Annotated in this window: 16 protein-coding genes; all 16 read left to right on the top strand. The window is 40.5% G+C overall.

What is annotated here, in order from left to right:
- Positions 1 to 262 precede the first annotated feature (262 nt).
- The 16 genes from ltrA to A6754_RS17880 all read left to right on the top strand — a co-directional run bounded on the left by ltrA (position 263) and on the right by A6754_RS17880 (position 19,619).
- On the top strand, positions 263 to 1,696 hold the full coding sequence (ltrA, locus tag A6754_RS17955) for a group II intron reverse transcriptase/maturase (protein ID WP_066443505.1): 1,434 nt from the start codon (positions 263 to 265) through the stop codon (positions 1,694 to 1,696).
- 320 nt (positions 1,697 to 2,016) lie between these two features.
- Positions 2,017 to 2,604, top strand: coding sequence for a TetR/AcrR family transcriptional regulator (locus A6754_RS17950; RefSeq protein ID WP_156495881.1), 588 nt, complete (start codon positions 2,017 to 2,019; stop codon positions 2,602 to 2,604).
- A gap of 14 nt (positions 2,605 to 2,618) precedes the next feature.
- Positions 2,619 to 4,100: an o-succinylbenzoate--CoA ligase gene (locus tag A6754_RS17945; RefSeq protein WP_066449041.1), complete on the top strand. Its 1,482-nt coding sequence runs from the start codon at positions 2,619 to 2,621 to the stop codon at positions 4,098 to 4,100.
- A gap of 4 nt (positions 4,101 to 4,104) precedes the next feature.
- Positions 4,105 to 4,521, top strand: a complete 417-nt coding sequence (locus A6754_RS17940; RefSeq protein WP_066451723.1) for a MaoC family dehydratase — start codon at positions 4,105 to 4,107, stop codon at positions 4,519 to 4,521.
- Positions 4,521 to 5,531, top strand: coding sequence for a 3-oxoacyl-ACP synthase (locus A6754_RS17935; RefSeq protein WP_066449034.1), 1,011 nt, complete (start codon positions 4,521 to 4,523; stop codon positions 5,529 to 5,531). Before A6754_RS17940 ends, A6754_RS17935 begins: the two co-directional genes overlap by 1 nt.
- The gene (locus tag A6754_RS17930; protein ID WP_066449032.1) at positions 5,528 to 7,375 is read left to right on the top strand and encodes a 6-bladed beta-propeller; all 1,848 of its coding nucleotides are present in this window, start codon (positions 5,528 to 5,530) and stop codon (positions 7,373 to 7,375) included. The genes A6754_RS17935 and A6754_RS17930 overlap by 4 nt, the downstream gene beginning before the upstream one ends.
- Before the next feature lie 25 nt (positions 7,376 to 7,400).
- Positions 7,401 to 8,603 (top strand): substrate-binding domain-containing protein, encoded by a 1,203-nt coding sequence (locus A6754_RS17925; protein WP_371806979.1) that lies wholly within the window; start codon positions 7,401 to 7,403, stop codon positions 8,601 to 8,603.
- A 45-nt stretch (positions 8,604 to 8,648) separates the two neighbouring features.
- Positions 8,649 to 9,422 (top strand): ABC transporter ATP-binding protein, encoded by a 774-nt coding sequence (locus A6754_RS17920; protein WP_066449023.1) that lies wholly within the window; start codon positions 8,649 to 8,651, stop codon positions 9,420 to 9,422.
- Positions 9,400 to 10,104 carry an ABC transporter ATP-binding protein gene (locus A6754_RS17915; protein WP_066449020.1) on the top strand — a complete coding sequence of 235 codons (705 nt, stop codon included), beginning with the start codon at positions 9,400 to 9,402 and terminating at the stop codon, positions 10,102 to 10,104. Before A6754_RS17920 ends, A6754_RS17915 begins: the two co-directional genes overlap by 23 nt.
- A 20-nt stretch (positions 10,105 to 10,124) precedes the next feature.
- Complete coding sequence (locus A6754_RS17910) at positions 10,125 to 10,994, top strand: branched-chain amino acid ABC transporter permease (RefSeq protein ID WP_066449018.1); 870 nt, start codon at positions 10,125 to 10,127, stop codon at positions 10,992 to 10,994.
- Positions 10,995 to 11,035: 41 nt separating this feature from the next.
- Positions 11,036 to 11,989 (top strand): branched-chain amino acid ABC transporter permease, encoded by a 954-nt coding sequence (locus A6754_RS17905; protein WP_066451721.1) that lies wholly within the window; start codon positions 11,036 to 11,038, stop codon positions 11,987 to 11,989.
- A gap of 512 nt (positions 11,990 to 12,501) precedes the next feature.
- Entirely contained in the window at positions 12,502 to 15,384 is a 2,883-nt protein-coding gene (locus tag A6754_RS17900; RefSeq protein WP_066449016.1) for a family 10 glycosylhydrolase, read from the top strand.
- A 246-nt stretch (positions 15,385 to 15,630) separates the two neighbouring features.
- Entirely contained in the window at positions 15,631 to 16,488 is an 858-nt protein-coding gene (locus A6754_RS17895) for a MurR/RpiR family transcriptional regulator (RefSeq protein ID WP_066449013.1), read from the top strand.
- A gap of 25 nt (positions 16,489 to 16,513) precedes the next feature.
- Entirely contained in the window at positions 16,514 to 17,113 is a 600-nt protein-coding gene (locus A6754_RS17890) for a DUF624 domain-containing protein (RefSeq protein WP_066449011.1), read from the top strand.
- A 185-nt stretch (positions 17,114 to 17,298) separates the two neighbouring features.
- Entirely contained in the window at positions 17,299 to 18,570 is a 1,272-nt protein-coding gene (locus tag A6754_RS17885) for an ABC transporter substrate-binding protein (protein ID WP_066449009.1), read from the top strand.
- A gap of 149 nt (positions 18,571 to 18,719) precedes the next feature.
- The gene (locus A6754_RS17880; protein ID WP_066449007.1) at positions 18,720 to 19,619 is read left to right on the top strand and encodes a carbohydrate ABC transporter permease; all 900 of its coding nucleotides are present in this window, start codon (positions 18,720 to 18,722) and stop codon (positions 19,617 to 19,619) included.
- Positions 19,620 to 19,628: the final 9 nt, after the last annotated feature.

Below are 19,628 nucleotides of genomic sequence, written 5' to 3'. Positions count from 1 at the left end.
AGGAAAATGCGATGACCCCGTGAGGTCTCCACCTTACCAAACAGGCTGGGTTCTCGTCTATAAGGGCAATCCGAAATGACAAAGAACGGGTGGAGAAGTCAGACGTTCTCATAGTACGGAAGTAACTTAATGACCATAACATTAAGTGAACGGAAGGGGAACGACCTATGGCTCCAAGCCATGAACAAGATGTAATGCCAACAATGAAGTTACTGAGGTAAAACTGCTTGAAAGTACATCAAGGAAAGGCGAGGAATACGCAATGAATCAAGAGTGGAAATTTAAATTACACAGTGTTTATGGACAACTTCTATTCGACCGTAAACTCACGAAAAGCTTTGAGCAAGTGAAAGCAAATAAGGGTGCAGGCGGAATAGATGGTGAAACAATTGAAAGTTATGAACGAAACCTGCATGACAATATCATGAATCTTCTTGGAAAGTTGAAATCAAAAACATATCATCCTCAACCTGTTCGCAGAGTCTATATTCCAAAGAAAAATGGAAAGAAGCGTCCATTAGGAATCCCAACAATAGAGGACCGTATTGTGCAACAAAGCGTAGTCAATGTTCTTCAACCTAAATTTGAAGAACAACTTTTCCATAGCTGGTCAGTGGGATATCGTCCAAATCGAGGAGTCAAAAGAGCCTTACAGATCATCTTGTGGAATATTGAACAAGGATATAATCACATATATGACTGTGATATCAAAGGATTCTTTGACAATATCCCTCATGAGAAATTGATAAAAGTGCTAAAGAAATATGTTTCAGACCGGACAACCTTGAATTTGGTCGAGAAATGGCTTAAAGCAGGATATATGGAAGAAGGGAAAAGACTACACTCGGATTACGGAACACCGCAAGGTGGAGTAATATCACCACTCCTTGCGAATGTCTATCTCAATGAAATGGATTGGATATGGGATCTGCATGGAATACGTTTTGTTCGTTACGCAGATGATTTTCTTCTTTTCGCCAAAACAAATGATGACATACAAAAGGCTGCCGCCTTAACGAAAGACGAGCTAAAAGAATTAGGATTAGAAATTGCCAAGGAGAAAACAAAAGTTGTAGACTTTCAAAAAGATAACTTTGATTTCTTAGGTTTCACTTTCCACCACTGGAGAGAAGGAAAGAACAACAAAAAGCCTGTCTTTCACGTAACACCTAAAGCAGAATCCATTAAAGACTTTCGTCTTAAAATAAAAGAGAAGACAAGAAAGAACCTTACTTTAAGTAAGGAAGAATGGATCAAACGGGTGAATCCCATCATAAGAGGAAAAGTGAATTATTATGTCACTATTATTTCGGCGATTAAAGAGAATGCAGATCTGGGTCTTAAAAGTAACTGTAAAACGAGATGGGTTCGGAGAACTCTAGAAGCCCTAGATGGATATATAAGAAGAAGACTGAGAGTGGCTTTTATTCATAAGCATCCTTCTCAAAGGAAAGGAATGAAGATGCAAAGCAGATGGAATAATGTATTCTTTCTAAAAATCAACCTCATTCCCACCTACTGGCTTTATCTAAACAAAGCTTATGGTTACACGAAAGAACAGTACATGGATGACATAACAAAGAAATCCAAACACCGTGTGAAGAATAGAATTAGACGCGCAAAAGAAAAAGGTGAAGAATATTATTCTTCACACCGTCTAAGCAAGATGCAAAATGCCTGGAATGCATCCTCTTGATAACATTATAAACATATGGGTAAGCCGTATGCCTTAATAAGGCATGTACGGTTTGATAAGGGGGAAGCCATGTAAGTGGTTTCCCTACTTTATGTTTGGCGGTTTTATTGAAGAAAAAACAATAAGTGAAGTGCTTAATCAGCCAGCAAAAAAATGATTAAGTTTGTGAGTATGAGATAAGTGTGCTCAAAAAAGTCTATTAACAGTAATGTCAGCAGGCGTTTTTGTTTTACACATTCAAAATTATCAAAAAATTATTGCAATTATCTAAATGTTATTTATAATAAAGTTGAGAGGTGATTCAGGTGTCAACTAATAGTATGTCTGAGGAAAAAGCATTAACCCCAAGAGGAATCGAAACTCGAGAGAAGCTTTTGAAAGCAGCTGAAGAGGTTTTTGGGCAGAAGGGATATTTTGAGGCTTCCATTGTTAATATTTCGCAGGAAGCCAAAGTTGCACAGGGAACGTTTTATAATTATTTTCCTTCAAAGAAAGATATTTATGATGAGTTAATTCGGAGCTATAGCCGGGATTTGCGCCTAGCGATTAAAGAAGGAATGGCAGAAAGCTCGTCTTTTGAAGAAGCACAGCGAAATGGCTTTTTTGCTTTCTTCAGCTGGGTAAAAAATCATCCCAATTTGTATAGTATTGTCCAGCAGGCTATTGTGGTGGATCAGGAGCTATTCCGCTGGTATTACGGTAAGCTTGCTAATGGATTTTTAAAGAGCTTGTCTCAAGGGATTGAAGCAGGAGAATTTAAGGACCTGGATCAAGACACAGTTGCCTATTGTTTAATGTCCATTGGCCAGTTCTTGGGAATGAGATGGGTGTATTGGGAAAAGAAAGAGGTTCCTGAAGAAGCATTTGAAGCTGCGATGACGCTTATTTTTCAGGGGTTAAAAAAGTAAAGAGGGGGAGTTCGATGAAAGGGATTGCCTATTGGATTGAAAAATGGGCATACACACATCCAGATCGAACAGCAGTGATTACAGATAACGAAAAGGTGTCCTATAAACAGTTAGATAGGATGATCAATTCATCTGCCCAGAAGATCCATGAAAAACTACAGGGAAGAAAAGGGGAGCGCATCGCAATATTGTCGCACAATCGGCTGGAGTACATAGTCCTTTTATTTGCCGTTGCCAAGGCAGAATGTGTGGCGGTCCCGCTGAATATTCGCTTAAGTGCGAAGGAACTAATCTTCCAGCTCAATGACAGCGGTTCAAAGATCCTTTTTGCCGAAGAGGATAATGCGGAGTTTGCAGCATCCCTTGTTGAGCAGAGTGAACTTGAAAGTTTAGGATTCATGGAAGGTTTATGCGAGGAGACTCAAACAAGCATTGCTTTTGAGGGAACGATTGATGAGGAGGCACCATACATTATCTGCTACACCTCAGGAACAACCGGCAAGCCAAAGGGGGCTGTGTTGACACAGAGCAATATGTTTTGGAATGCCGTTAATAACAAGCTTGCGATCGATTTAACGTCAGAGGATCGCTGCATTGTACTTCTTCCGCTGTTTCATATTGGGGGAATCGGGCTGTTTGCGTTTCCATCCTTATTTTCAGGCGGAACAATTGTCATCCCAGGAAAATTTGAACCTGAAAAAGCACTGTCGATGATTGAACAGCATGGAGTGACAGTGGTGATGGGCGTTCCAACTATCCATCAGGCATTGCTTATGAGCCCAGCATTCAATACCGCTGATTTGAGTAAAGTCCGCTGGTTCTATAATGGGGGAGCACCGTGCCCGCGTGAATTAATAGATGGCTATTTTGATAGAGGCTTTTTGTTCGGCCAGGGATTTGGGATGACCGAAACGTCTCCTACTCTATTTATGCTTTCGAAAGAAGACGCACCAAGAAAGAGAGGTTCCATTGGCAAGCCCGTGTTGTTTTCCGAATATAAGCTGATTGATTCTGAGGGGGAAGAAGCTGAAAAAGGGGCAGTTGGCGAGCTGGCTGTTAGAGGGCCAAATATTATGAAGGAATATTGGAACAGGGATGATGCCACAAAGGATGCACTAAGAAATGGATGGCTGCTGACAGGAGATTTAGCGAAAACAGATGATGAAGGTTTCCTGTACATTGTTGGCAGGAAAAAAGAAATGATTATTTCTGGAGGAGAAAACATTTATCCGCTCGAAGTGGAGCAGGTCATCAGCCAAATGGAAGGTATTGCTGAGGTAGCAGTTGTTGGAAATGCCGATCCTCTTTGGGGGGAAGTGCCTGCCGCATTTATTGTAAAGGAAAATGAAAGCGCTTTAACAGAAGAAGGAGTGATTCAATACTGCCAAGGAAATCTGGCAAAATATAAGATTCCAAAGAAAGTTACTTTTTTAAAAGAACTGCCAAAGAATGCTACTGGAAAAATTCAAAAAACAAGACTCTTAGGAAGCAGGTGACGTGATGAATAGTTATAGTATCGGTCAGCAGGCATCTTGCAGCAAAACGATTACAGAAACAGATTTTATTCTGTTTGCAGGAGTAAGCGGTGACTTTAATCCCATCCATATTGACGCGGAATATGCAAAGAAAACGAGATTTAAACAGCGTATTGCACACGGGCTTTTAACTTCAAGCTTATTATCACAGCTCTTGGGTGTTCATCTTCCAGGCAAAGGAGCCATTTATGTCGAGCAGAACATCCGGTTTAAAGCGCCCGTTTTTATAGGTGACACGATTACAGCGAAAGGAACAGTTCAAGAAATTGATGAGGAAAGACGAATACTGACACTGCTGACACAGTGCTTTAATCAAGATGGGGCAATCGTTTTGACAGGTACCGCCAAGATGATGGTTCCTGAGGATGGAGGAGTAATCTAATGGGAATCGGCATAAAAGCAACAGGCGTCTTTTTTCCGCCTGGCATAGAAACGGCAGAAGACTTAGCCTTAAAAACGGGCATACCTGAGAAGGTGATAATCGAAAAGTTTGGTTTAGTGCAAAAGCATGTAGCAGATGAAAGCATGCATGCATCAGATCTAGCTGCTGCCGCAGGCAGACAGGCGCTTGAAGGGATGGATCCACTATCCATTGACGTGGTGATCTATTTTGGCAGCCCACATAAAGATTATTATGTCTGGTCTAGCGCGCCGAAAATACAGTATGAATTGGGTGCGAAAAATGCTTATGCATTTGAAATCATGAATGTCAGCTCTTGTTTTCCGATTGCCTTGAAGGTAGCAAAGGATATGATAAATTCGGATCGATCCATTCAAAATATACTGCTTGTTGGAGGCTGCAAGGAGTCGCAGATCGTTGACTATAACAACCCGCGTTCGCGCTTTATGTTCAACTTTGCCGACGGAGGCACTGCAGCCCTCGTAACAAGGGATTCCGCCGAAAGTGAAATCCTACAGAGTGCTATCCTGACAGATGGATCCTTTCATGATGATGTCAGAACACCTGCTGGAGGGTCGAAGCATTTTGCCAGCCATGAAACGGTCGAAAAAAATCTCCATTATATTGATGTGAAGGATCCGCAATCCATGAAAGACAGACTGGATCCAGTGTCTATCGCCAATTTTGATTATGTTGTTCGCAAGGCACTTCAAAGAAGCGGTTATACTCCTCAAGATATTAAACTCCTAATGCCATTGCATACAAAACGATCAATGTTCAAAGAGCTTTTACAAACACTTGAACTTCCTGAAGAAAAAGCAATCTACTTAAATCATCATGGCCATATGTCAGCACTTGACCCATGCATTGGCCTTCACTTTGCACAGGAAAAAGGACTACTGAATCCTGGTGATCTTGCTGTAGCAGTTAGTGCGGGAACTGGGTATACATGGGCAGCGACTGTTGTGAAGTGGAAAGGAGAGAAAAAATGAAAAGGGTAAAGAGACTTGTCCTTTTGCTCCTTCTATTTTCTTTTTGGTGCACTTCCAGCGGGTTTGCAGAAGAATCCTATCGTTTCCAGCATGCTTGGGGAAATGAGACAGATCCATCTAACGAGTTTCGAACGCCGGTAGCAATGGCTAAAGATCACTCAGGGAATATTTACATGGCAGATATGGGGAATCATCGGATTGTAAAAATGGATTCCTCCGGTAAAATTCTACAGACATTTGGCACGCTTGGCCATTCCCCTGGCCAATTCAATATGCCCTTTGGCATCGCGGTAGATCAGGAAGGCAATATTCTGGTTGCAGATACAGGAAACTACCGAATTCAAAAGTTCGATTCTAAATTCGGGTTTATAAAAAGCTGGGGAACAAAAGGGGAGGGCGAGAATCAATTCGGTTTTCCAAGAGAAATTGCAATCGATCAGCAAAACAATTATTACATTACAGATGAATTTAATCACCGAATCCAAAAGTTTGATTCTGATGGCGAGTATCTACTGACGATTGGATCCTATGGAAAAGGTGATGGCCAGATGGCCCTCCCACAAGGCATAGCGGTCAACAATAAGGGCGAAGTCTATGTAGCTGATACGTACAACAATAGAATACAAGTATTTGATCAAAACGGGAGCTTCAAAAGGAAAATCGGAGGGCTTGAGCCTGGATATGGCTCCTATCAATTTTACCATCCGAGAGGAATTAACTTTGAGCCCAAAAGTGGTGCTTTGTATATAGCAGACACTTATAATAACCGAATCATGAAATTTGATGAAAATGATCGGTTTGTTTATACAACAGGGATGTTTCCTAATTTAGTGTATCCGAATCAGATTCTGCCGGACGAGGATGGCGATTTATTCATTACAGACACAGGCAATAATCGTATTGAGGTATACAAGGAAATTGGGCTGAGTGTTACCTATAAAATGACCATCGGCTTAAGCAGATACGGAGACAAACAATATGCTGGACCTTATGATGTTCAAAGTGATTCAAAAGGAAATGTCTTTGTATCCGATTCTTTTAATCATCGAATTTTGAAATATAATGCAAACGGAAGTCTAGTAAGCAAATGGGGAAGCATGTTCGGTACTGGGGGTCCTTTTGGCTATGGCAGTTATTTTGGCCAATTTTTTGTACCGCGGCAAATAGCGGTTGACTGTTACGATAATGTCTATGTAGCAGACTCAGTGAATCATCGGATTCAAAAGTTTACCAATTCAGGGACTTTCCTTGCATCATATGGCTCATTAGGAACATTAAGCGGCTTTTTCCAATTTCCAAGCGGAGTGGCTGTTGACAGTAAAGGCAATATCTTTGTGTCAGACTCGGAAAATAATCGAATTCAAAAGTTTAATTCCTTTTTCGTCTACATGAAAGAGTGGGGCAGAAAAGGGACTGGCAATGGTGAGTTCTCTCAGCCGATGCAGCTTGCAATCGATTCTAAAGACAATGTATATGCAGTAGACCGAATCAACAATCGTGTCCAGAAATTCGATAATAATGGAAATTTTATCACGAAGTGGGGAACCAATAGCGGCAGCGGACACCTCGATCCATTGGAAAATTGGGGAGAGGAGCCGGGTGATTTGTTCTTGCCTACAGGTATTGCCATTGATGAGCAGGACCGTGTCTATGTGACTGATACCTCAAATAATCGCATGAATGTTTATGATGAAAATGGAAGATTCATAGAACAATTCGGTTCTTTTAGCGGTGAAGACGGGCAGTTTTTCTCACCTCAGGGGCTGGATATTGATCATAATGGAAACATCATAATCGCAGACGGATTGCTTCAGAAAATACAGTTCTTTAGAAAAGAATATTAAGGGGGAATGAGGAATGAGGAATAAGATGTTTGGCTTTAAGTCTGGTTTAACTAGTATCATCGTACTCACTCTTTTATTTATATCAGGTTGTTCTGGGGACAGTGCAAGCTCGGAAGAAGATACTATCAAAATCGGTGTTCTTTCTTCCTTAACCGGTCCGCTTGAAACATATGGAAAGCAGACAGTTGCTGGATTTGAACTGGGGCTGGAGTATGCAACAGAAGGGTCGAATGAAGTAGCAGGCAAAAAGGTAGAGTTTATTGTTGAAGATACGGAAACAAAACCGGATGTTGCGGTAAGGAAAGCTACTAAACTTCTGGAAGAGGATGAGGTAGATTTCTTAGTAGGTTCATCAAGCTCCGGAGATACGCTTGCCGTCTTGCCGCTTGCTGAGGAATACGAAAAAATTATGGTGGTTGAGCCTGCAGTTGCAGACAGCATCACCGGTGAAAACTGGAACAAGTACATCTTCCGGACAGGACGCAACTCCTCACAGGATGCAGTTGCTGGTGCAGCCGCAATTGCTGAAAAGAATGTGAAAATTGCTACCTTCGCACAGGATAATGCCTATGGAAGAGAGGGAATTGCGGCTTTTAAAGAGGGCGCAGAGAATCTGGGTGCCACGATTATAAATGAACAATATGCAGATCCAAATTCAACTGATTTTACAGCAAACATTCAAAGCATCATTAACGAAAAGCCCGATTATCTCTATATCGTCTGGTCAGGGTCCAATGCACCGTGGAAGCAGTTAAAAGATATGCAGCTTGAAGAGCAGGGGATTAAGATATCTACTGCCGCCCAAGATATCCCTTCTTTAAAAACAATGGATTCCTTAGTTGGCATGAGCGGATTTTCCATCTACTATCACACACTGCCGGATAATGAAGTAAATGATTGGCTGGTAGAGAAGCATAAGGAAAAATTCGATGGGGAAATTCCTGATCTCTTTACCGCCGGCGGGATGACGGCTGCGATTTCTATTGTGGAGGCACTTAAGAAAACAGAAGGCGACAAAGATGTGGACGGCCTGATAAGCACAATGGAAAATATGGAGTTTGAGACACCGAAGGGAACAATGAAATTCCGGGCAGAGGACCATCAGGCTTTACAATCTTTGTATGCTGTAACCCTTGAGGAGCAGGAAGGTGTGGATCATCCAGTCCCAGTTCTAATCAAGGAACTAAACATGGACGAAACAGAGCCGCCGATCAGAAATGGCAAATAAAAATTCAGAATAGTTAGATATATGAGAAGGGAGAGGATTTTCGGCATGGAACATATTCTTGAAACGAAAAACCTATCTGTTTCCTTTGGTGAGCATGATGTTATAAAAGATGTGACCTTGAAAATAGAGCGCGGAAAGCTAATCTCAATTATTGGGCCAAACGGGGCGGGTAAAACAACTCTTTTTAACCTCTTGAGCGGCCAAATTTCGCCGACTAAGGGAGATATTTATTTTAAAAACGAGAAAATAACAAAGCTATCTGTTGCACTACGGGCGAGAAGGGGCATTGGCCGCTCCTTCCAACTCACGAATATTTTTCCGGAGCTGACTGTCCTTGAAAATATCAGGCTGGCTATCCAGTCATCTGACAGCGATTACTACTCAATCCTGCCGCGGCTTTCTTTCATGAACCGCCAGATGGATGAGGCAAACGCTTTTATGGAGAAATGTATGCTGGGCGGCAAGGAAGAGGTACTGGCACAGGATTTGGCTCATGGGGAAAAAAGAAAGCTGGAGCTTGCGATGCTGCTGGCTCTCAAAACAGAATTGCTGCTTCTTGATGAACCTACTGCAGGAATATCGATTGAAGAAATTCCTGCTATTCTGGAAGTAATCGAGAATATTAAAAAGGAAGGCTTGTACACCATTGTATTGATCGAACACAAAATGGATATGGTTATGCATTTATCAGATATGCTTGTGGTTTTATTCAATGGCGAGCTATTGGCCAGTGGAAATCCGCAGGAAATTATAAAGGATGAGAGGGTTCAAACGGCATACTTAGGAGGCTTGCATCGTGAGTCTATTAAAACTGGATAATTTGGAAACGTATTTGGAGCAATATCACATTCTACAGGGCGTGTCCATGTCTGTTGAAGAAGGAAGCATCACGGTTCTGTTCGGCAGAAATGGAGCAGGCAAAACAACAACGCTCCGTTCGATTATGGGCTTCAATCCATCTACTACTGGAACGGTGCATTTTCATAACCAGAATATCAGTAAACTCTCTACCCACCTGATATCAAGAAAAGGAATCGGATATGTACCTGAAAATCAGGGCATATTCAGCGGACTGACAGTAGAGGAAACACTGAATTTAGCTAAGGCAAAGAGCGCAGGAGAGACAGAAGCTAAAATGGAATGGATGCTGCAGCTATTCCCAGACTTAAAGAAATTCTGGCGCAAAAAAAGCGGCTTGCTGTCTGGCGGGCAAAAGCAGATGCTGGCGATAGCCAGGGCGTATATAAATGGAGATGGCTTACTGCTGATTGATGAGCCCAGTAAAGGCTTGTCTCCTATTATGGTCGAAAAACTAATGGAATCGCTTCTTAAAATGAAGGAAAAAACGACCATTCTTCTTGTTGAACAAAATTTTCTGATGGCAAGCCAAATTGGCGATTACTTTTATATAATGGACGACGGAAAAATAGTTCATGAAGGTTTGATGGAGGATCTTAAGGAAGACAAAGAAACCTGCCAGAAATACTTAGGCATAGCGTAGGCAGCGAAGGGAGGATGCAAATGGAAGTCTTTATTAATTTATTGGTCAACGGAGTTTCAACAGGTCTGCTTATATTCCTTCTGGCTGCTGGACTTACATTAATCTTTGGATTAATGAGTGTGTTGAATTTTGCCCATGGCGGACTATTCGTCTGGGGAGCTTTTTCAGGTGCATGGATCTTTACGGAAACAAACAGCTTTTTATTGGCGATTGCTGGTGCCATTCTGATCGGAATGGGCTTAGGCTGGGTAATGGAGAGATTTCTTATTCGGCCTGTTTACGGGAACCATGTCCGGCAGCTGCTGATAACATTGGGCGGCATGCTGATTTTATCAGAAAGCATCAAAATCTTTTGGGGTCCTAATCCCATTCGCGTAAATATGCCGGGATGGCTTGAGGGGAGCTATCAGTTTGACGGAATCATTATCATTAAATACCGTGTATTTGTGATCGTAATTGGCTTGCTTCTGTATCTGGCCTTATGGCTTCTGCTCAGGCATACACAGATCGGCTTGATGATCAGGGCTGGTGTCATGGATAAGGAAATGGTACAGGCGCTCGGAATTAATGTAAAGGGACTGTTTACCTTTGTGTTTCTGCTTGGAGCGGCATTGGCTGCTTTAGGAGGAGCGCTTTTGGCGCCATATTCAGGAGTCGTTTTTGCGGAAATGGGTATGCAGTACGCTATATTAGCTTTCATTGTTGTGATCATTGGCGGAATGGGCAGCCTGCAGGGATCTGCACTTGCTTCCCTGATTGTAGGTGTAGCAGGAGCATTTGCTGCCTATTTTATGCCTGATTTGTCACTCGCATTGAACATGCTCCTATTGGTCATTGTTTTATTAGTGAAACCAACTGGATTGCTGGGAGAAAAGGGGAGTGCAGTATGAGGGGGTTATTTCATAAGGTGCCAATGTATTGGGGGCTTGCCATTGTCCTGTTTATGCTGCTGTTCCCATTTGTCAACGACTCCCGAAGCACACTGATTTTGTTAACACAAATCTTCATCTTTGCTATTTTTGCGATGAGCTTTGATATCCTTTTAGGGTATACCGGCATCGTATCCTTTGGCCATTGTATGTTTTTTGGAATTGGTGCATACAGCACGGCCATTATTTTTAATCAATTGGAAGCAAATCTGCTTACATTTATGATCGGTTTGGTTATTGGGATTGCTCTTTCAGTCCTGGTAAGCTATATCATCGGCTTATTATCGTTAAGGCTCAAAAGCCATTTTTATGCGATGCTGACGCTGGCCGTTTCACAGCTTTTCCTCGTCCTGGCGGAGAAGTGGCGCGGGGTAACACATGGCGGAGACGGATTTACCTTCAGTGTGCCTGATCTATTTAAAGACCGTACTTCCTTCTATTATATTACACTCCTAAGTGTGGCAGTTGTGTTTATCCTGCTGAAGCTTTTCACGGAATCATCCACAGGCAAAGTGCTGAAAGCCATCTCTCAGAATGAACATCGGGCAGAGGCATTAGGGTATAAAACGCTTCATTATAAGCTGATTGCCAGTGTAACCGCAGGGGTTGCCGCATCTTTTAGCGGAGCATTGTATGCTGTGTCATTAAGGTTCATCAATACCAATGTTTTTTCCATCGAAGTCACGCTCGATGCATTATTAATGACGATGATTGGAGGACTGGGAACGCTTGCCGGGGCTATTGCCGGAGCAGGAATTATCGAGTTTTTAAGGCATTATCTCTCAGAGCTTGCAATGGCATACCCCATTTTTGAAAGATGGACCATTATCCTCGGGTTCCTATATATAGTAGTACTTCTTGGATTCCCTTCTGGTTTGGCAGGATTTATTAAAAAATTAACTTTAAAAAAGAAGAGGAAGGTAAAGAAGAAAGAGGAATTGAAGAAGATTGCTTAGCAGGGCATTTATTGACCTTAAATAGTTGACTAAAAAAGGGGGCAGGTTTTTGCTCCCTTTTAATTTTTCAATCGTGTTTAGGTGAAATAGTTGTTCAACATTATGTTGAAGCCTTTTATTGTCTTAGAAATAACCTAGTAGTCAGTGATTTTAAAAAATACGTAGACTTTCAATAATCCTGCTCTGTCCCGCTCACGTATTACTTCTCAGAGTTTTGCTATGTGCTGATTTATTTACTAGATTATTCCCAATGAATATCAAGATATAGCAGAATAAAGAACTTGTTTCACAGCCACATCTTTAGTTCCGCTGCTTTTGTCCTGTTTTTATATCTGTTTAAAATTCCGATTGACCAAATCGTTATAGTTCTGTATGTTTTGAATAGGAGGAATTTTCCGAAATATTTTCTTGTTTCGGTGGTTTTCACCTTCTTTATATTTATTGAGATTGGAGGTGCAGAGCAATCTTTATAGCTAGTCTTAATTAATACTATTTTATAAGGAGTGAAAGCTATGAAAATCAGTAAGGTTTTTAGCGTATTGCTTTCTTTGCTTGTAGCATTTTCTTTATTCCCGATTTCTTCATTTGCACAGACGGAAGATGAGGATGTAATTGAGGTTGAGGGAGCTCCTTTAGATCCTTCGATTGATCCAATGGGGCCAAGGCATCAGATCAGTTATATTGATGAAGATTTGGAAAGCAAAGCAGATTTTATTATGCTTTATACTTCTGAATTTGCAACAGAAGTTACAGTGAAAAAGAACTGGGTTGCTGTACAGGTTGATGAAAATAATACTGTGACAAAAGTGGTCAATCAATCAGTGAATGGTGCACCGCCAGTTTGGGAAGATGAGCAATCACTAGCCATTCCTGAAGGCGGATATGTCCTGCTTGCACATGATGATTCATGGGCAACAAAAAACTTCCGCAAATTTCTGGCAGCTAATTTTAAAGATGGCGATGTGATTAAGCTAAGGAAAAATGGAGAGGTAGTACCGATTACTGAGTTTATGACAGGAAATGGTCTGAAGGCCAGTATTAATTTACAGAATGAAAAAATGTATACGCTTACAGAATCTCAGGCAGACATCTCTGGATCTATCCAAAACTTTGAAAGTGATCAAACCTATCGATTAGTAATCAATGAGCAAGAGGTAGAACTGCAAGAAGACGGTTTATTCCAGTATGTATATGAGCTATCAAAGGGAACCAATTACATCGATGTAAAAATATATAAGAATGATATTTTGCATGATATGGAGTCGTTAATTGTCTACTATCAGGACAATCCATCGGCAGAAAAAGAAGTTTTTCTTTGGGTTGAGCAGGGTCCTAACGCAAGAAGGTTCCAATCCAGCGAAGATGTCCGCAGTATGCTTCTGGAGGCCAAAGATGCAGGAGTAACAGCGGTTGTATTAGATGTGAAGGGAGTTGAAGGCTTCGCATCCTATCAAAAGAATGATCTGACCAATCGCCCATATGTGAGTGAAATGACAGCAGAAGGCAGAGCTGGTTCAAATCCAGAACTGGATTTACTGCAGGAGTTTATTGACCATGGACATCAATTAGATATCGAGGTTCATGCTTCTTTTAACGTGTTTGCGGAAGGATCGATTGCGCATAATGAATATGCCGTGTTAGAGGATCATCCAGAGTGGGAAGAGATGGTCTACAGATCAGAGGATAACGGAGCTATTTTACCATTAAGAGAAAGTGCTTATGGCAAGAAGGGTGCTTTAGTGGCTTTTGTTAATCCGTCTAATCCTGAGGTTCGGGACTATCAGTTAAAAACCTTTGAAGAAGTCATGAAAAACTACGATGTTGATGGCGTTTTATTAGACCGCGGCAGATATGATAATTATTTTGCTGATTTTAGCGACCTCTCCAGGACGCAATTTGAAGAATACCTGGCTGAACAGGGAAAAACATTAACCAATTGGCCTCAGGATGTCTTTTATTATGAAGGCAGCAACCGTGTGGATGGGCCGCTTATCAATGAATGGTTTACGTTCAGATCCAGTGTGATTAATAGTTACTTAGAAGAAACGAGAGAATTAGTAGACCAATATAATCTTAGCCAAAGCAGAGATATTCAATTATCAGCATATGTAGGATCCTGGTATGAGTCCTATTATCTAAATGGTGTAAACTGGTCAAGTCCAACCTTCACCTATGACTCCCGATTAGAATTTCCGCAGGACAGTTTATATGGAGAAGATTATGCTGAAACAGCATATACAGATAAGCTGGATTTCCTCATGATTGGTACGTATCAGACAACAGCACAGGAAATTAATAAATATATTACGCTGGGCAATATTTTAACAGATGGAAAAGTGCCGCTTTATGCCGGAATGGCGTTAGTTAATGTACAAGATCCGTCTCTGCAGCGGGAGGTTTTCCAGGCAGGTCTTCAAAATACAAGCGGACTTATGCTGTTTGACTATTCACAGGCGAACTTTCCGGTTATTAAAGCATCCATTGCAGATGAGGAATATGTGAAGGATTATGTTTTAGGCATTAGTAATCCAACTGATCCGGAAAATCCATTTGCTGGCGATTTCTTGAATATTAACCGCAATGATGATAATTTGAATGTTTTTTCTGATTCGTTTGGTTTATCAACGGCAACCAATAAATGGGGCGTAGAAGCTGTTGTGGATGCTAGCGGTGAAGTCGTTAAAATGGTGAACAAGGAGCAGGCGATGAATTGGAATTGGACAAATGTTGATGACAATAATAGCCAGATCCCTGAGGGCGGCTTCGTCATTTCCGCACTTGATCGTTCAGGTGCCCGTGAAAAAAGAGTTCTAGTTGCAAATAATTTTGATATTGGAGATAGAGTGCGATCTGCTTCACTGAGCGGTTCCTTAAACTACGAGGGCAAATCTTTTTCAACAGCAGGATTCGAATATGAGGGAAAAGTGGATGCAATAGGACCAGGTGAAGCAAAGGTTTTTGTAAATGGGGAAGAGGCAGCTGTTCAATCATCCGGTGAATTCTCTCTGCCAGTATCGCTGCAGCCTGGTGAGAATCAGATTGACATCGTCGTGTATGTTGACGATTATAAAACACATAATCAAGTGGTAACCGTTTTTGGCGAGGAAGCTGCTGGTTTCGATGAAGTGATCCAGTTTGTTGAAGAAGCAGACTTTCCTAATAAGGGCATCCAGCAGGCAATACTTTCAAAACTTCAGAATGCAAAGCGTGATTTTGATGCAGCCCGGACACACGAAGAAAACGGCTTAATAGAACAAGCTGAGAAAGCTAGAGTGAAAGGGAATAAAAAATTGGATGACCTTCATTCCTTTGTTCAAAAACATGCAGGCAAACATATTTTGGCTGAAGTGGCTGAACAGCTTGGGGGATACATTGAAAAATTAAAGGAAGATTAATAGAAGGGCACAATGGGTGTTGCAGCATCCTTTGTGCTTTTTTTGAAGGGTTCTGTTTTCCAGCTAACTTGGGTCAGAGGGACAGGTCCCATTTCCCACTGCAAATAATAATGAGTCAAGGGACCTGTCCCCATTGACGCAAGAGGGATGGTTTTGTATTCTATAATTGGAGGATATATCCTCTTTTTAATTTAATGAAGGAATGTTTCTTCAAAAGAAATCATACTTATATAAAGGAGATGCTGTATGCAAAAAACAGAGAATTCGAAACCGCTATTGATTATAAAATCTGTTTATAATTCGCTGACGAAAACAGAGCAAAAGGTAGCGAATTATATAATGGAGCATCATAAGGAAGCTGTGTATTCCTCTGTAACAGATTTAGCAGAATCAGTTGGAGTTGGTGAAACAACTGTTTTGCGTTTTTGCAGGAAATTAGGCTATAGAGGCTTTCAGGAATTTAAATTATCAGTTGCACAAAATTTAATGGAAGTTGACGAACATGTATATGGGAAAATTGATGAGAATGACTCTGTAGACGTTATTACGAAGAAAATTGCCAATCAGAATATTAGTTCAATAAACGACACTGTAGCTTTATTTCAAGAAAGTGTCCTGGAAGCTGCGGTAGAGAAAATCAACCGTGCTAACAAGATTCTATTCTTTGGTGTAGGCTCCTCGGGAATGACGGCCTTAGATGGAAAACATCGTTTAATGAGACTGGGATATAATACCGAGCATGTTTCTGATTCACATATCATGTCCATGACGGCCTCATTGTTAGGTGAAGAGGATTTAGTCATTGCAATCTCTTCATCAGGCAGCACCAAAGATGTTGTGGATGCAGTGAAAATTGCCAAAGATAATAAAGCTTATGTGATCTGTATTACTAACCAGGCAAGATCACCAATTACTAAATATGCCGATCTCATTTTCCTGGCTGCGAATAAAGAATCTCCTTTTGAAGGAGGCATTTTTTCATCCAAAATTGCTCAGCTTGTACTATTGGATGTGCTGGCAACAAACGCGGCTCTCAAAAATAAAGAACAGGCATCAAAGGCAATCAAAAATACAGCGGAATCGGTTTTAGACAAGCTGTACTAATATCCAGCAGAGAAGGTGAAATAGAATGGTCCGCCAAAATAAAGTATTTGAGGTTCTTGAGAATATTGTTGATTTAGTGATATTAAATTTCTTATTCATCCTATGCTCCATACCAATTGTAACGGCAATCCCTGCATTTGTTGCTTTAGTTGGATCTGTTAAATCAATGTATGAAGAAGACTCAATCCCAGCTTGGAAACAATTCTTACTTCTTTTTTATCAATATATAAAAAAAGGAGTGAAAATTTGGATCGTTCTATTGTTTATCTCAGTTGTCATAATTGGAGATATTATTGCTGTATTTTATATGCCGAATGAACTCCAGAATTTCCTGCTTCCTTTAATGATCCTCTTAGTTCTGCTATTTTCAGGAATCGGCAGCAATCTTATCAAACTATTTATCTTAGGAGAATCCCATTTTAAACCGCTCTTTATTACTAGCTTTATCCTATTTATCAGAAAACCGCTAAAACCTTTACTTATTATTTTCTTCACTATGCTGATTGTGATCCTATCAATCTACCTGAAGTTTGTTCCCTTTTTCATATCTTTTAGTTTAATAGCATTTACGGTGTATTTAGCGATGTTCGAACAAAAAAGTGAATATGCTGCAAATCAAGTTTAGAACAAAATGGAGATTTTTTTATTTTTTTAATAAAAAGGTGGATTTAATCTCCAAAAGGTGATAAATTCTAAATAGATAGAAAACTTTTTTAGAAACACCTTATGAAAACGGTTACAACCTATCTCATAAGACGTAAGGAAATTATCTAGAGGTACCAAAATAAAAAATTTGTGGGGGGAATTGCAATGAGCAAAGGTTTCAAAAAAGTATTATCGGCAGCGCTGTTTTTACTTGTTTTGGGAGTATTAGCGGCATGTAACTCTGAGGACGCAGGCTCATCAGATTCTGAAAAAGGTGATGGAGAAACATCTATTGAATTTTGGACAATCGCACTTCAGCCAACATTCAATGATTATTTCAACGATCTTATTGCAAAATATGAAGAAGAGAATCCTGGCGTAAAAGTTGACTGGAAGGACTTCCCGTATGATGCTGTTCAAAACAAGTTATTAACAAGTATTGCAAGTGATCAAGCACCTGACGTTGTTAACTTAAATACGGTTATGGCCCAGCAAATGGCATCAAAAGAAGCTTTAGTAGATTTCAACGAGCAATTAACGGATGAGGAAAAAGCTATTTATTTTGAAGGAATCTATAATTCTACTGCACAAGGTGATGGTTCATATGCACTTCCTTGGTATACAGGTATTCCGGTTCTTTACATCAACAAGACATTAGCAGAAGAAGCTGGTCTTGATGTAAGCAACCCTCCAGAGACAAAAGAAGATCTGGCGGATTGGGGAAAACAAATTGCTGATACTACAGGTTCATTTGGTTATGTATTCTCCATGGAAACACGTTCAATCCTTGAAGAAGGCTACAAAATTGTAGATGGCGATAAAGCAATATTCAATAATGATGAAGTAAAAGAATATATTCAAGGCAATATTGATTTAATCGAGGCTGGAGTTATTCCAAAGGATGTTCCTGCATTTGATAAGCAGATTCAATTATTTGGCAGTGAACAAGTGGGAATGATCATCTCAAGCTCATCGTTTATTAACCAATTAAAGACAGCTTCACCAGATGTTTATGAAAATACTGTCGCTGTTCCGGCACCTGTTGGAAAAGCAGGCATTCGTTTCACAAATACGATGAATCTAGTTGTTCCAAAAGATTCTAAGAATGTAGATGCAGCAACTGATTTTGCCCATTTTCTAACAAATGATGAGAATCAGCTGGCATTCTCTAAAACAGCCAACACACTTCCTTCTACTAAGGAAGCTGCGAAGGATGAACATTTCTATAAAAATGATGGAACATTAGAAGGGCAAGCACTAACTGCTTCTGTAGAAAGCTTGGATAAAGCGACAGACTTCTATCTTGGTGTTGAAAACGCAAGCGATGTGGATAGTGCAATCAATAAACGTTTGCAAAATATCTACATCAATGGTGAAGATCTAGACACTGAGCTTGAAGCAGCTGAGAAAGAAGTAAATGATATTTTAGCTCGTTAACTTTAAGGAGGAAAGAAAATCTCCGGTAAGCGTGCTTTTACTAGCAGCCTCGAACAAATCGGGCACAAATACGCCATGGCGCATTTGATGATATCAAATTGAATGGGCAGATGAACTTCTGCCCATTTTCGTTTAGGAGGAAAAACCCTATGGGAAAGAAAAGGGCTCTCGGTTACAGCAGATATTCCGAAGTTCAGACGGCATGGCTATTTATGGCGCCAGGACTCATATTGCTTGTTCTATTTACCTTTTGGCCGATTATTTACAGTCTTCCTTTGGCCTTTACAAACTATTCGGTCATAGGAGAAACATCATTTATAGGACTGGACAACTTCAAACGTGCATTTTCTGACGTAGATTTTATTGCTTCGATTAAAAACTCACTGCTTTATATGATTATTGTTCCCTTTATTCAAATTATCTCCATTTTAATGGCTGTTTTGGTCAATCGGAAAATTGCAGGAATTAAGTTTTTCAGAACAGCTTATTATATTCCAGTTGTAACCTCAATGGTTGCTGTTGCGATAATCTGGGGCTGGCTAATGAGCTCAAACGGAGTTCTAAACTACCTGTTAATGTCAATAGGAATCATAGATGAGAAAGTGAATTGGCTTTCTGATAAGGATACAGCACTATGGTCTCTAATGTTCATTACGTTATGGAAAGGCTTAGGGTATTACATGATGATTTATCTTGCCGGCCTACAGGCAATTCCTCAAGATTGTATCGAGGCAGCCAAGATCGATGGAGCGAGTAACTTCCAAGTAATCCGCAAGATCATCGTTCCTTTGCTAAAACCCTATATCTTCTTATGTACGCTTGTTTCCTTAATGGGAGCGATTCGAGTATTTGATGAAGTATTCGTCTTAACCTCTGGCGGCCCTGGAAATGCAACGTTAACAAGCAGTGTGTATATTTACCAGCAAGGGTTTGAGCAATTCGAGTTTGGATACTCATCTGCACTTGGGTTAATTGTGAGTGTAATTATCATATTCTTCAGTATTTTCATCTTCCTGTTTAACAAGAGGGGTGGTGTAAATCCATATTAATATGGATGA

The organism is Cytobacillus gottheilii (assembly GCF_001636345.1).
Lineage (GTDB): Bacteria > Bacillota > Bacilli > Bacillales > Cytobacillaceae > Cytobacillus > Cytobacillus gottheilii.
Note: the sequence above shows the minus strand (reverse complement) of the source record. Positions and strands in the feature narration are given on the sequence as shown.

Coding starts and splice junctions, on each gene's coding strand:
- ltrA (WP_066443505.1), top strand. CDS start 263: ATGAATCAAGAGTGGAAATTTAAATTACACAGTGTTTATGGACAACTT.
- A6754_RS17950 (WP_156495881.1), top strand. CDS start 2,017: ATGTCTGAGGAAAAAGCATTAACCCCAAGAGGAATCGAAACTCGAGAG.
- A6754_RS17945 (WP_066449041.1), top strand. CDS start 2,619: ATGAAAGGGATTGCCTATTGGATTGAAAAATGGGCATACACACATCCA.
- A6754_RS17940 (WP_066451723.1), top strand. CDS start 4,105: ATGAATAGTTATAGTATCGGTCAGCAGGCATCTTGCAGCAAAACGATT.
- A6754_RS17935 (WP_066449034.1), top strand. CDS start 4,521: ATGGGAATCGGCATAAAAGCAACAGGCGTCTTTTTTCCGCCTGGCATA.
- A6754_RS17930 (WP_066449032.1), top strand. CDS start 5,528: ATGAAAAGGGTAAAGAGACTTGTCCTTTTGCTCCTTCTATTTTCTTTT.
- A6754_RS17925 (WP_371806979.1), top strand. CDS start 7,401: ATGTTTGGCTTTAAGTCTGGTTTAACTAGTATCATCGTACTCACTCTT.
- A6754_RS17920 (WP_066449023.1), top strand. CDS start 8,649: ATGGAACATATTCTTGAAACGAAAAACCTATCTGTTTCCTTTGGTGAG.
- A6754_RS17910 (WP_066449018.1), top strand. CDS start 10,125: ATGGAAGTCTTTATTAATTTATTGGTCAACGGAGTTTCAACAGGTCTG.
- A6754_RS17900 (WP_066449016.1), top strand. CDS start 12,502: ATGAAAATCAGTAAGGTTTTTAGCGTATTGCTTTCTTTGCTTGTAGCA.
- A6754_RS17895 (WP_066449013.1), top strand. CDS start 15,631: ATGCAAAAAACAGAGAATTCGAAACCGCTATTGATTATAAAATCTGTT.
- A6754_RS17890 (WP_066449011.1), top strand. CDS start 16,514: ATGGTCCGCCAAAATAAAGTATTTGAGGTTCTTGAGAATATTGTTGAT.
- A6754_RS17885 (WP_066449009.1), top strand. CDS start 17,299: ATGAGCAAAGGTTTCAAAAAAGTATTATCGGCAGCGCTGTTTTTACTT.
- A6754_RS17880 (WP_066449007.1), top strand. CDS start 18,720: ATGGGAAAGAAAAGGGCTCTCGGTTACAGCAGATATTCCGAAGTTCAG.